Annotated in this window: 12 protein-coding genes; 5 read left to right on the top strand and 7 right to left on the bottom strand. The window is 66.6% G+C overall.

Annotated features, from left to right (window positions below):
• Window positions 1–72 precede the first annotated feature (72 nt).
• From bamA to fabZ, 3 genes are read left to right on the top strand one after another with little or no spacing between them, the layout of a single operon-like run.
• On the top strand, window positions 73–2,631 hold the full coding sequence (gene bamA / locus ACUJ46_RS09525) for an outer membrane protein assembly factor BamA (protein WP_445390249.1): 2,559 nt from the start codon (window positions 73–75) through the stop codon (window positions 2,629–2,631).
• Window positions 2,631–3,215: an OmpH family outer membrane protein gene (locus tag ACUJ46_RS09520; protein ID WP_445390248.1), complete on the top strand. Its 585-nt coding sequence runs from the start codon at window positions 2,631–2,633 to the stop codon at window positions 3,213–3,215. Before bamA ends, ACUJ46_RS09520 begins: the two co-directional genes overlap by 1 nt.
• Before the next feature lie 32 nt (window positions 3,216–3,247).
• Complete coding sequence (gene fabZ, locus ACUJ46_RS09515) at window positions 3,248–3,685, top strand: 3-hydroxyacyl-ACP dehydratase FabZ (protein ID WP_445390247.1); 438 nt, start codon at window positions 3,248–3,250, stop codon at window positions 3,683–3,685.
• 134 nt (window positions 3,686–3,819) lie between these two features.
• On the opposite strand, the gene ACUJ46_RS09510 is transcribed toward fabZ, so the two are convergent.
• From ACUJ46_RS09510 to ACUJ46_RS09490, 5 genes are all read right to left on the bottom strand, one after another.
• On the bottom strand, window positions 3,820–3,960 hold the full coding sequence (locus ACUJ46_RS09510; RefSeq protein ID WP_445390246.1) for a hypothetical protein: 141 nt from the start codon (window positions 3,958–3,960) through the stop codon (window positions 3,820–3,822).
• 151 nt (window positions 3,961–4,111) lie between these two features.
• A complete protein-coding gene (locus ACUJ46_RS09505; protein ID WP_445390245.1) occupies window positions 4,112–5,275 on the bottom strand; it encodes an isovaleryl-CoA dehydrogenase in 1,164 nt (387 codons plus the stop codon).
• Window positions 5,272–7,203 (bottom strand): acetyl/propionyl/methylcrotonyl-CoA carboxylase subunit alpha, encoded by a 1,932-nt coding sequence (locus tag ACUJ46_RS09500; protein WP_445390244.1) that lies wholly within the window; start codon window positions 7,201–7,203, stop codon window positions 5,272–5,274. Before ACUJ46_RS09500 ends, ACUJ46_RS09505 begins: the two co-directional genes overlap by 4 nt.
• Before the next feature lie 10 nt (window positions 7,204–7,213).
• Window positions 7,214–7,987 (bottom strand): enoyl-CoA hydratase-related protein, encoded by a 774-nt coding sequence (locus ACUJ46_RS09495; protein ID WP_445390243.1) that lies wholly within the window; start codon window positions 7,985–7,987, stop codon window positions 7,214–7,216.
• A gap of 2 nt (window positions 7,988–7,989) precedes the next feature.
• The gene (locus ACUJ46_RS09490) at window positions 7,990–9,570 is read right to left on the bottom strand and encodes a carboxyl transferase domain-containing protein (RefSeq protein WP_445390242.1); all 1,581 of its coding nucleotides are present in this window, start codon (window positions 9,568–9,570) and stop codon (window positions 7,990–7,992) included.
• A 195-nt stretch (window positions 9,571–9,765) separates the two neighbouring features.
• Here ACUJ46_RS09490 and rpmE point away from each other — a divergent pair, with 195 nt between their 5' ends.
• Together rpmE and ACUJ46_RS09480 are read left to right on the top strand one after the other, a co-directional pair.
• Window positions 9,766–10,002: a 50S ribosomal protein L31 gene (gene rpmE / locus ACUJ46_RS09485; protein ID WP_445390241.1), complete on the top strand. Its 237-nt coding sequence runs from the start codon at window positions 9,766–9,768 to the stop codon at window positions 10,000–10,002.
• Window positions 10,003–10,300: 298 nt separating this feature from the next.
• Window positions 10,301–11,779 carry an NAD(P)H-hydrate dehydratase gene (locus ACUJ46_RS09480; RefSeq protein WP_445390240.1) on the top strand — a complete coding sequence of 493 codons (1,479 nt, stop codon included), beginning with the start codon at window positions 10,301–10,303 and terminating at the stop codon, window positions 11,777–11,779.
• Here ACUJ46_RS09480 and ACUJ46_RS09475 read toward each other — a convergent pair.
• Both ACUJ46_RS09475 and ACUJ46_RS09470 read right to left on the bottom strand, forming a co-directional pair.
• Window positions 11,767–12,345, bottom strand: coding sequence for a GGDEF domain-containing protein (locus tag ACUJ46_RS09475; protein WP_445390239.1), 579 nt, complete (start codon window positions 12,343–12,345; stop codon window positions 11,767–11,769). The genes ACUJ46_RS09480 and ACUJ46_RS09475 overlap by 13 nt on opposite strands.
• A gap of 20 nt (window positions 12,346–12,365) precedes the next feature.
• The gene (locus tag ACUJ46_RS09470) at window positions 12,366–12,935 is read right to left on the bottom strand and encodes an SH3 domain-containing protein (RefSeq protein WP_445390238.1); all 570 of its coding nucleotides are present in this window, start codon (window positions 12,933–12,935) and stop codon (window positions 12,366–12,368) included.
• Between the last annotated feature and the right edge of the window lie 45 nt (window positions 12,936–12,980).

Below are 12,980 nucleotides of genomic sequence, written 5' to 3'. Positions count from 1 at the left end.
CAAGCAGCAGGAACCGGGTTAAACGTGACGAGACTTCAGGCGGCAGGCGGGCAAGGCCCCGACAGGTTAACCATGATCCCCCGGGCTTGCAGGCTGGCAGCACTTCTTCTGGGTGCTGCTCCGCTCGCGCTGGCACCGGCGGCCGCCCAGACGGCCCCGACATCTTCGCCCGTCGCGGCCTCCGCGCAGCCGGTTCCGCCGGTTGTGGCGCCGCAGCCGCCGCGGATCATCCGCGGCATTGGCGTCGAGGGCAATGAGCGTCTCGAGGCCGAGACGGTACGCTCCTACGTCGATCTGAAGCCCGGCGAGACCTATGATCGCGTCCGCCTCGACCGCGCCCTGAAGGATCTGTTCGAGACCGAACTCTTCGCCGATGTGAAGATCCGCGATGACGGGGATGGCAACATCACCCTCGAGGTGCAGGAAAACCCTGTCATCAACCGTGTGATCATCGAAGGCTCCAAGCGGATCAAGGAGGACAAGATCCGCGAGGAGATCAAGGTCGCACCCCGCCAGATCTTCACCCGTTCGCGCGCCCGCGCCGATGTCACGCGCATCCTGGAACTCTATCGCCGTTCCGGCCGGTTCGCCGCCCGTGTCGAGCCGAAGATCGTGCAGCTCGAACAGAACCGCGTGGACCTCGTGTTCGAGATTGCCGAAGGGCCGAAATCCAAGGTTCGCCAGATCAACATCCTGGGCAATGAAAAATATTCCGATGGCGACCTGCGCGACGAGATGGTCACGCGGCAGGCGCGGCCGCTGCGTATCTTCAGCTCGAACGACACCTATGATCCGGACCGCCTTGCCTTCGACCAGCAGAAGCTGCGCCAGTTCTACCTGACCGAGGGCTATGCCGATTTCCGTGTCGTCTCCTCGGTTGCCGAGCTGACGCCGGACCGGCGCGACTTCATCGTGACCTATGTCATCGAAGAGGGGGAGCGTTACCGCTTCGGCGAGGTGGAACTGGAAAGCCAGCTTCGCGACATCAAGGCGGACAGTTTCAAGCGCCTGCTGCCGATGAAGTCGGGGGACTGGTACAACGCCAAGCAGGTGGAAGACACCATCGACGGCCTGACCGAGGCCGTCGGCCTTCTCGGCTATGCCTTTGCCGACGTGCGCCCCAGCTTCGAGCGCGACAAGGACAAGCGCGAGATGAACATCACCTTCGTGGTGAATGAAACGCCGCGCGTCTATGTCGAATCCGTCACCATCAACGGCAACACCCGCACCCGCGACGAAGTGATCCGGCGCGAATTCCGCCTTGCCGAGGGCGATGCCTTCAGTTCGGTGAAGGTGAAGCGTTCGCGCGACCGTATCCAGAGCCTCGGCTTCTTCCAGGAAAAGCTGGAAGTGAAGCAGGCGCCCGGCACCGCGCCCGACAAGGTGGCCCTGCAGGTCGATGTCGAGGAGCGGCCGACCGGCTCGCTCCAGCTGTCGGCCGGCTTCTCCAGCCTCGAGCGGTTCATCTTCAGCTTCTCCATCGAGGAGCGGAACTTCCGGGGCCGGGCGCAGCAGTTGCGGCTTTCGGCCAACATCAGCTCCTATTCCCGTTCAGTCGAGGCGGGCTTCACCGAGCCTTATCTCTTCGGGCGTAACCTCGCTCTTGGCTTCGATGTCTTCCGGCGGGATTACAACAGCTTCCGCTATGGTCTCAACAATGACCGCGAAACCACCTACGAGCAGCTGACCACAGGTTTCCAGCTTCGCGTGGGTACGGCGATCACCGAATTCTGGTCAGCGCAATTGCGCTACGGTCTGACTGTCGATGACGTCGGCCTCGACGAGGCCCTGTTCTTCACCAATGGCGAATGCGATCCGCTGAAGGCCGGGCGTTTCCTGTGCGACGCACTGGGCAACTATACAACCTCGGCGCTTGGCTACAGCATCGTCTATGATTCGCTCGACAACCGCCTGCGACCGAGCCGTGGCCAGCGGCTGATCCTGAACCAGGATGTCGCCGGGCTTGGCGGCACGGTCAAATATCTGCGCTCACGCGTCAATTACGACCGCTATTTCCGCCTGCCCGCCGGATTCATCCTCAACATCGGCGGCGAGGCCGGAAACATCATGGGCCTGGGCGACGACATCCGCCTGACGGACCGTTTCTACCTTGGCGAACCGCGCATGCGCGGCTTCGGCATCCGCGGTGTCGGCCCGCGCATCATCCGCAAGCCGCGCGCCGGCGACGGCACCATCATCGAGGACAAGGACACCTGGTTCGACGATTCCATCGGCGGCAAGAACTATTATCTCGGCCGTGTCGAGGTCGAGGTGCCGCTTGGTTCGGGCGGGCGCGAGCTTGGCCTGCGCCCCTCCATCTTCATGGACATCGGCGCCCTGTGGAGCGTGAAGCAGCCTGACCTCATCGACCAGCCGAACCAGCAGATTCCGCTGGTCGACGCCGATGGCAACCCGATCCTCGGCGAGGATGGCACGCAGCTGGTCCAATCCATCAACGGCTTCAAGGAATTCGCCTTCGGGGATTCATCCTCGCCCCGTATCTCGGTCGGAATCGGTGTGTCGTGGAATTCTCCCTTCGGACCGTTCCGCTTCGACCTTGCGAAAGCCCTCAAGAAGGTCGAAGGCGACGATACGCAAATCTTCCAGTTCAATGTGGGAACGCAATTCTGATGCACATGCTATTCAAGTCCGTCTCCGCCGCCCTGCTGCTCGCCATGGCCGTGGCCCCCGCTCCGGTCGTGGCGCAGCAGCTGTCGCCGGCGGTGATCGTGATTGTCGACATGGACCGGATCGTGAATGAAAGCGCGGCCGGCAAGCAGGCCGGCACCGACATCCAGGCCAAGATCACTGGTCTCCAGAGCCGCGCGACGACGCTTCAGAACCAGCTGAAGACCGATGCCGATGCGATCCAGGCCGGCCAGGCCAACAAGAGCCTCGCCGGCGCCGCGCTCGAAGCGCGCGCCAAGGCCTTCGGTGAGAAGCAGCAACAGGCGCAGCAGGAACTGGGCCGCCTCGAGGGCGACATCCAGCGTTCGCGCCAATATGTGATCAAGCAGATCACCGATGCCGCCAACCCGATCATCACGACGGTGATGCGCGAGCGTGGCGCGTCCATCGCGCTGGCGCAGGGGGCAACGCTGCAGCACAGCTCTTCGCTCGATGTCACGAACGACGTGATCACCCGGCTGAACACCAGCCTGCCGCGCGTATCCATCACGCCGCCGGCCCAGCCTGCCCAGCAGCCGCGCCGCTAAGCCGCGCTGCACAGGTCAGGGAAGGCTCTGCCATGGACATTCGCGCGGTGATGGCGCGGCTTCCGCACCGTTATCCCATGCTTCTCGTCGATCGCGTCGAGGAGCTGGTTGAGGGTGAGCGGATTGCCGCCATCAAGGCGGTGAGTATCAACGAACCCTTCTTCCAGGGCCATTTTCCGGGGCGCCCGATCATGCCGGGCGTTCTGATCGTTGAGGCGCTGGCCCAGGCGGCCGGCGTTCTCGCGCTGGAAAGCCTTGGGGACGAAGGTATCGGGAAGCTCGTCTATTTCATGGCGATCGAGGATGCGAAGTTCCGCAAGCCGGTCGAGCCGGGGTGCCTGCTTTGCCTCGATGTGAAGTTCGTGCAGCGACGCGCCAGTGTCTGCAAGTTCGAGGGGCAGGCCCTTGTCAATGGTGAAGTGGCCGCGCAGGCCCGCTTCACCGCCATGATGGCGGACCCGCCAGCCTGAGGGTGAGCCCTTCGTCAAGCACAGAAGCCCGATGTGATAAGGCCCGGCCACTATGCCGGGCCTTTTCGCGTAGGCATGTGTGAAAGGCCCCTTTGGGCCGGCCGCCCAATCCGCCCCGCAAAAACAGGTCTGGCCTAATCTGTCCGTCTGCGGCTCATGCGCCGGGAACTGCGCGCCAGAAGCGTCAGCAACACAAGGGCGCCGACGGCCCATTCCATGCGCGGCTCAAGGCTCAGCCACAGCAGGCGCAGTGCTTCGGGCAACAGTTCAACCATGGGGGACGAAGGCCTCCTTCGGCCCGTGTCACTACACGCGCCTTGTTGCAGTTCCGGGGCAGATCCGTTGCAGCAACGGGTCAGCCATGACAGCAACGGGGATCAGGAAGGCTCGTTCCGTGCCTGCCCGATGAAGCGGGCCGGGCGGGCGTCAGGCTGTTTGCGTGAACATCTCCCGGCCGATCAGATAGCGCCGGATTTCGGATGTGCCTGCGCCGATCTCGTAGAGCTTGGCATCCCGCAGCAGCCGCCCGGTCGGATAATCATTGATATAGCCATTGCCGCCCAGCGCCTGGATCGCCTCCAGCGCCATCCAGGTCGCCTTCTCCGCGGAATAGAGGATGGCGGCGGCGGCATCCTTGCGGGCGGTCTCGCCCCGGTCGCAGGCCTGCGCCACGGCATAGACATAGGCACGCGCGGTGCTGAGGGCGACATACATGTCCGCGATCTTGCCCTGCATCAGCTGGAAGGTGCCGATCGGCTGGCCGAACTGTTCCCGATCATGGACATAGGGCATCACGATGTCGAGGCAGGCCTGCATGATGCCCAGCGGGCCGCCGCACAGCACAACGCGCTCGTAATCGAGGCCGGACATCAGCACCTCGACCCCGCGCCCCTCTGTGCCCAGGATATTGGCTGCGGGAACGACGCAATCCGCGAAGACCAGTTCGCACGTGTCGGAGCCGCGCATGCCCAGCTTGTCGAGCTTGGGTGCGGTCGAGAAACCGTCCATGCCGCGCTCGATCAGGAAGGCGGTGATGCCGCGCGGCCCGGCCTGGGGGTCGGTTTTGGCATAGACGACCAGCGTATCGGCGTGCGGTCCGTTGGTGATCCAGAATTTGTTGCCATTGAGGACATAACGGTCGCCGCGCTTTTCGGCCCTCAGCCGCATCGAGACGACATCGGACCCGGCGCCCGGCTCCGACATGGCGAGGCTGCCGACATGCTCGCCCGAAATCAGCTTCGGCAGATAGCGCGCCTTCTGGGCCTCTGTGCCCCAGCGGGCGATCTGGTTGATGCACAGGTTGGAATGGGCGCCATAGCTCAGCCCGACCGAGGCGGAGGCACGCGAGATTTCCTCGACCGCAATCACATGGGCGAGATAGCCCAGCCCCGCGCCGCCATCGGCTTCGGGCACGGTGATTCCATGCAGCCCCAGCGCGCCGAGCTTCGGCCAGAGATCGCGCGGGAAGCTGTTCGTCCGGTCGATCTCGGCAGCCCGCGGCGCGATTTCCGCATCGGCAAAGGCGCGCACGCTGTCACGCAGCATGGCGATGGTTTCGCCATGATCGAAGCCAAGCATGGGAATGGTCATTCGGCCTCCGCTTTCTTCAGGCTCACGAGCAGGGTTCCTTCACTGACCTGTGCACCGGCGGCAACGGCCACGCCCTCGACCTGGCCGTCGAAGGGGGCGGTCAGCCGGTGTTCCATCTTCATTGCTTCCAGCACCAGCAGCCTGTCTCCGGCTGCGACCTTGTCGCCGGGCCTGACGTGCAGGCTGATGACCTTGCCCGGCATGGGGGCTGCGATGGCGCCATCGGCGGGGCCGGCGGCGCTATGGCCTTCCCAGGCGGGGTCATGGTCGAGGAAGCGCCAGCTTGCGCCTTCGCGCCGCGCCTCCACGCCATGGGGGCAGGGCAGGATCACAGCGCGCGGATCGGGCGTAAACGGGCCATCGCCGTTCACGAAGAGGCCATTGTCTCCCGCCACGATCCGCTGTTCGGTCCCGCTGCCGGTTTCGCTTTCGGCCCACAGGGCAAAGTGCGATGCGGCGGGCAGGTTCAGGCGAAAGGGCCGTGCGAAGCCGGTGGCGCCGCTGGCCGTGCCCGGCAGCAGCCGGGCCGCCGCCGCCGCCACGACGCCCGGCGGCGGTGGCGGCCGGTCGAAGAGCGTGGCTTCGTTGCGCGCGATGAAGCCGGTGTCGATGGCGCCGGCGCGGAAGTCCGGGTGCGCCGCCAGCCGCGCGAGAAAACCCCTGTTGCTCGCCGGGCCTTCCAGCTCCACGCGGTCGAGCGCGTCCACCAGCCTTGTCAGCGCTTCCGCGCGGGTGGGGGCATGGGCGATGATCTTGGCGATCATCGGGTCGTAATGGACCGTCACTTCGGAACCGGCCTCGACCCCGGTGTCGATGCGCACGCCTTCCGGGAAGCCGAGTTTTGCAATTGTGCCGGTCGAGGGCAGGAAGCCGCGGTCCGGATTCTCGGCGTAAAGCCGGGCTTCCACTGCATGGCCCCGGCATTCGATCGCATCCTGCATCAGCGGCAGCATTTCGCCCCGCGCCACCCTGATCTGCCATTCGACAAGGTCGAGGCCCGTGATCATTTCGGTCACGGGGTGTTCCACCTGCAGGCGGGTGTTCATTTCCATGAAGTAGAATTTCGGGTCGCCGCTCTCGTCGCAGTCGTCCATGTCGAGGATGAACTCGACCGTGCCGGCATTTTCATAGCCGATGGCATGGCCGGCAGTGACGGCGGCAACGCCGAGGATGTGGCGCAGCTCGTCCGAGAGGCCCGGGGCGGGCGCTTCCTCGATCACCTTCTGGTGGCGGCGCTGGAGCGAACAGTCCCGCTCGAAGAGGTGGAGGATGTTGCCGTGGCTGTCGGCGAAGATCTGCACCTCGACATGGCGTGGCCGGCGGATGAGGCGCTCGAGCATCACACCGTCATTGCCGAAGGCGGCCTGCGCCTCGCGCTTGGCGGCGAGCAGGGCTTCGGTGAAGCCGGCCCTGTTTTCCACCGGGCGCATGCCCTTGCCGCCGCCGCCAGCCACCGCCTTGATGAGAAGCGGATAGCCGATCAGCTCGGCCATGCGCTCGAGCCGGACGAGCGACTGGTCCTCACCCATGTAGCCCGGCGTCACCGGAACGCCGGCGGCCTTCATGCGGGTCTTGGCGCTGTCCTTCAGGCCCATGACGCGGATTGCCTGGTCCGACGGGCCGATGAAGACCAGACCGGCGGCGCGAACGGCTTCGGCAAACGCGGCATTTTCCGAGAGGAAGCCATAGCCGGGGTGGATGGCGTCGGCCCCGCTGTCCTTCGCAGCCTGCAGGATGCGGTCCATCCGGAGGTAGCTTTCCGCGGCCGGCGCCGGGCCGATGGCGATGGCTTCATCGGCCATGCGCACATGCGGCGCCATGGCATCGGCTTCGGAATGGACGGCGACGGTCGCAATGCCCATGCGCCGCGCCGTGCGGATGATTCGGCAGGCGATCTCGCCCCGGTTGGCGATCAGGATCTTCTTCATGCCCGCGCCCTCATTCCGGAACCCAGGCCGGCTTGCGGCGTTCGATGAAGGCCTTCAGCCCTTCCTGCCCCTCGGCGCTGGCGCGCCTGTCGGCGATGCGGTCCGCCGTGCGCGCGCGAAGCGTGGCGTTGATGGGGCGTCCGGTCACGTCGCGGACAAGAGCCTTGGCTTCCGCGATGGCGCCCGGTGCGCCGAGGAGGATGGCCTCGTGCCAGCGGTCGACCTGTTCCTCGGGCGTGTCGCTCACGATATGGACAAGGCGCATCGACTGCGCTTCTTCCGGGCCGAAATCCTCGGCGGTGATGAAATATCGGCGCGCGGCCGAAGGGCACATCTTCCACATCACGAAGGGCGCGATGGTGGCCGGGATGAGGCCGAGCCGCACTTCAGACAGGCGGAAGCGCGCATCACTGCGGCAGATCACCATGTCGGCGCAGGCGACAAGGCCGACGCCACCGCCGAATATATTGCCATGCGCGATGGCGATCACCGGCTTCGGGCAGCGGTCGATGGTCCAGAGCATGTCGGACAGATGGAGGGCGTCGGCCCGGTTTTCCGAAACGGAAAGATCGGCCGAGTCGCGCATCCACCCGGCATCGGCCCCGGCGCAGAAGCTCGGCCCGTTGCCGGCAAGCAGCACCGCCCGCACCTGCGGATCGGCGCCTAGCGTCTTGAAGGTGGCCGTCAGCGACGCGATCATCGCCGCGTCGAAGGCATTGTGCTTTTCCGGACGGTCCAGGATGACCCGCGCAAGACCACGGTTGTCGAGTTCGGTGACCAGCATGACTACATCCTGAAGAGGCCGAAGCGCGTTTCGGCAATGGGAGCGTTGAGGGCGGTGGCGAGGCTCAGCCCGACGACGCGGCGGGTGTCCTCGGGGGCGATGATGCCATCGTCCCACAGGCGGGCGCTGGCATAATAGGGGTTGCCCTGCCGTTCATATTGCTCACGGATCGGCGCCTTGAAGGCTTCTTCTTCGGCACGGCTTGAAAATCCGCCGGATTTCACGGTGGCGAGCACGCTGGCTGCCTGCTCGCCACCCATCACCCCGATGCGGGCGTTTGGCCACATCCACAGGAAGCGGGGCGAATAGGCGCGGCCGCACATCCCATAGTTGCCGGCGCCGAAGCTGCCGCCGATGACCAGGGTGATCTTGGGAACCGATGCCGTCGCCACCGCCGTCACCAGCTTGGCGCCATGCTTGGCGATGCCTTCATTCTCGTAGCTGCGGCCCACCATGAAGCCCGAGATGTTCTGCAGGAACAGGAGCGGTATGCGGCGCTGGCAGCAGAGCTGGATGAAATGCGCGCCTTTCTGGGCGGATTCCGAAAAGAGGATGCCGTTGTTGGCGATGATCCCGACATCCAGCCCTTCGATCCGGGCAAAGCCTGTCACGAGGGTTGCGCCGAAAAGCGGCTTGAAGGGTTCGAACCGGCTGCCATCGACGATGCGGGCGATGATCTCGTGCACATCGACCGGATGCCGCGGATCGACGGGAACGAGCGCATGGAGATCCTCGGCCGGAAAGCGCGGCGGCTCGACAGGCGCGCGCCGCGGCTCAAGGCCAGGCGGCACCGTTTCCATCGCCGCGCGCACGAGGGCCAGCGCATGGGCGTCATCCTCGGCGAGATGGTCGGCCACGCCGGATATGCGGGCGTGCACATCGCCGCCGCCCAGATCCTCGGCGGAAACCTCCTCGCCTGTTGCCGCCTTCACCAACGGCGGCCCGCCGAGGAAGATGGTGCCCTGGTTGCGGACGATGATCGACTGATCGGCCATGGCAGGCACATAGGCGCCGCCGGCCGTGCAACTGCCGAGAACGGCGGCGATCTGGGCGATCCCCTCGGCCGACATGTTGGCCTGGTTGAAGAAGATCCGGCCGAAATGGTCGCGGTCGGGGAAGACTTCATCCTGGCGGGGCAGGTTGGCGCCGCCCGAATCGACCAGATAGATGCATGGCAGGCGATTCTGCGCCGCGATTTCCTGCGCCCGCAGATGCTTCTTCACCGTCAGCGGATAATAGCTGCCGCCCTTCACCGTCGGGTCGTTGGCGATGATCATCGACAACCTGCCGGAGACCTGGCCCACGCCGGCGATCAGCCCGGCAGCCGGCACCTCCTCGCCATAGACTTCATGGGCGGCGAACTGGCCGATTTCGAGGAAGGCCGTGCCCGGATCGAGCAGACGCTCCACACGCTCGCGCGGCAGCAGCTTGCCGCGCGCGACATGCCGCGCGCGGGCAGCTTCAGGGCCCCCGGAAGCGATCCGTGCCGCCTTTTCCTTCAAATCCGCCACTTGTGCCGCGAGCGCGCGGCGGTTGGCGTCCGTTTCCGTGTCAGGCGTGATCCCGGTTCCGATGACTGGCATTTTTTATACCTAGTGCTGATTGCAGGCCGGGGAAAGCCCGGCAGCCATGTTGACGCTGCCGCATGGCTTTACCGTTTTTTCCGCGCGATCATGGCAGCAACATGGGGCGGGGCATTGCACAATGACGACGAAAAGGTTAGGCGCAGCCACTTTCAAGGCTGGTCGGAACCAGCCGTAACCGAAGGACAGATTTTCATGGCCAAGCAGGGCATCCACCCCGAATATCACATGATCAAGGTCCAGATGACCGACGGCACCGTGTTCGAGACCCGCTCCACCTGGGGCAAGGAAGGCGACACGCTGGCGCTCGACATCGACCCGAAGAGCCACCCGGCCTGGACCGGCGGCGCCGCCAAGCTTTCCGATGGCGGTCGCGTGGCGCGCTTCAACAAGCGCTTCGGCGGCCTTGCAAGCATGTCCAAGAAGGGCTGAGCCCGCTGGCATGGGGCCGGCCAAGGGCTGGCCCGCAAGAGACAGGAAAGGCCCGTGGCGCAATGCGCCACGGGCTTTTTCATGGCCTTTTCGATCCTGGGCCGCCTGCCGACGGGCTCTTGACGGCGGGCTCTTGACGGCGGGGCAGCCGTGCGGCGATCACGGCAGGCGGAGGGCATTATTCCATGGGCATCCGCGACGCACTGCCGAACCGTGCCCCGCACGAGGGTGTCCTGGACGGCGCCTGCCGTCACCATGAACCGCAAGGTCGTAAATGCCCGGCGGAAAGGCAGGGCTGATGTCGCCAGCCCGCCCCCTGCTGACCGCAGATGCCATGCGCGCGGCCGAAGCCCGCTGGTTTGCCGCCGGGCATGACAGCTTTGCCCTGATGGGCGTGGCGGCAGCCGCTGTTGCGGAACGCGCGGCCAGGCTGGCGCCGGCGGGTGGCTCCATCCTCGTGTTGGCCGGGCCGGGCAACAATGGCGGGGACGGCCATGTGGCGGCGCGCCTTCTGGCGGAGCGCGGCTTTCAGGTGCAGGTGGCGCAGCTGGTTCCGCCCGGGCGTCTCTCGGGCGATGCCGCCCGCGCGGCTGCCGCCTGGCATGGCCCGGGCCGCCCGGCTGCCGAAGCCGATCCCGCCGCCCATGATCTCGTGATCGACGCCCTGTTCGGCATCGGCCTGTCGCGCCCGCTGGAAGGTGAGGCGCAAAGCCTTGTCGAGCGGGTGAATGCAGCCGGGCGCCCGGTTCTGGCGGTCGACATCGCCTCGGGGCTGAATGCGGACAGCGGCGAAAGCCCCGGTGTTTCGATCCATGCCGAAGAGACCGTCAGCTTTCACTGCGCCAAGCCCGGCCATCTGCTTCTGCCGGGCCGGCTGCAAACGGGCCGCCTGATCGTGGCGGATATCGGCCTGCCACCGCCGGAGGCACCCATTCTGTGGGAAAATGGCCCCGGCCTCTGGACCATTGCTGTGCCGGGAGCCGGGAGCCACAAATATGCGCGCGGGGCGGCGCTTGTCTGGTCCGGCCCGGCGCTTCAGACCGGCGCTTCGCGGCTGGCGGCCATGGGCGCGCTCCGGGCCGGGGCAGGGGCTGTCACCCTCGTCGGGCCGCGCGCAGCGCTCATGGTGCATGCCGCGCACATGACGGCGGTGATGCTGGCCGAGGCGGAGGCCGAGGGCTTTGCGCGCCACATCGACAACCCCCGCATCCGCGCCGCCTGCATCGGCCCGGGCGCCGGCAGCCCGGCGCGGCAGGTAGCGGCAGCCGGTCTGCGCGCCGGCCGGGCGCTGGTGCTCGATGCTGATGCGCTGACCGCCTTTGCCGGGCAGGCCGGCACATTGTCCGGGCTTGTCCGCGCACGGGTACGGCCTGTCGTCCTTACCCCGCATGAGGGGGAATTCACCCGCCTGTTCCCGGATTGCGGGGGCAGCCGCCTGGAGCGCGCCCGCAAGGCGGCGGCGGCCAGCGGGGCCGTGGTGGTGCTGAAGGGGGCCGATTGCGTGATCGCCGCCCCGGATGGCCGGGCCGCCATCAACGCCAATGCGCCCGCCTGGCTGGCAACCGCCGGTTCGGGCGATGTGCTGGCTGGCTTCATCACCGGTTTCCTGGCGCAGGGCATGGAGGGGTTTGAAGCAGCGGCGGCCGGTGTCTTTCTGCATGGCGCCGTCGCCGGCCAGCTGGGGCCGGGGCTCATCGCCGAGGATCTGGTCGGCCCGGTGTTTCGGGAGGCGCTTGCCGGGCTGCTGCGGGCTGCAGGCCCCGATCAGCCCGCGTGACCGCTTTCTTCCGCGCTTTCTTCCACAATGTCGCCGCGCCTGTTTCCCTGGCGCGTGTCGAGAAGCAGGCGGTCGGCTTCGAGAAGGGCCGCCTCCAGCGAGGGCGCGCCGGGCGACAGGCCCGTTCGCGCACCGACATGGACGCGCACCGGCCCGCCGCCCAGATCATAGCCTGAAAGGCCGGCGGCCCTGATCCGCTCAAGCGCTGCCTCGGCCTCCTGCCGGGGAACGAGGGCCACGAACTCGTCGCCGCCCCAGCGTGCGAGAAAACCGGACGGGCCGATTGCTTCGGAGAGCCGGATGGCGACCTGTCGCAGCAGCGCATCGCCGACAATGTGGCCGTGGGTGTCGTTCACGGCCTTGAAGCCGACGAGATCGATGAGGATCAGCGCCCGTGCGCCCGGCTTGCTGGCCCATCTGGCTTCCAGCGCCCGCCGGTTGGCTATGCCCGTCAGCTGGTCCTGCCCGGTCATCGCTTCCAGCGCCCGGATCCGCCGCAAGAGGATGAGGCACAGCCCGGCCAGCAGCACGGCCGCAAGGGCGGCAAGCATGAGGGCCGTGTTCATGGAAACCCGCCCGGCCCCGGTCAGCCGATCGGTTCGTCTGGGTAGGTGCCGAAGGCATGTTCGCGAAGAAGATAGCCGCTGCGACCCTGGCCTTCCACGCGGCACCAGCGATCGGCGCACATCGTCACCCGCATCGAGACACCGGCTTCGGCCCGCAGGACCACGGGTGCACCGAGATCGGGGCGGGCGCGCAGGTCGCGCGTCTGCCGCACGATCTGCACGGTGCGGTCGGTCGACAGCATGGCGCGGTCCATCCAGCCTTCGGTGCCATCGGCGTCGCGCACGCGCCGCCAGACATTCCATTCCTGCGTCACTTCAAGCGGCACGCCGGGGCGGGTGAACACCCAGATGACGGGATATTGCTTGCCAGGCCCGGCGCGCATGTAGGCACGGTTGGCCCGCAGCGAGGCAAAGCGCGGAACCGGCAGGCCGGAGCGATATTTCAGCGCATCCTTGTTGGTGGGCTGGTTGGTGGGCTGCTGTTCAGCGGCCTTTTCAGCCGCGCCCGTTTCCTGGGCAAGGCCCGGGGCCGGCAGGGCAAGCAGGGCGAGTGCCGGGAAGAGGCAGAGCAAATGCAGATTGGCGCGCATGGTCGCTCCCTGCCAAGCTCCGCGCGGGCTTGCAAGCGCCGCGCC

It is taken from the genome of Sandaracinobacteroides sp. A072, from assembly GCF_052616365.1.
This window is presented reverse-complemented; position numbering and strand designations above follow the sequence as displayed.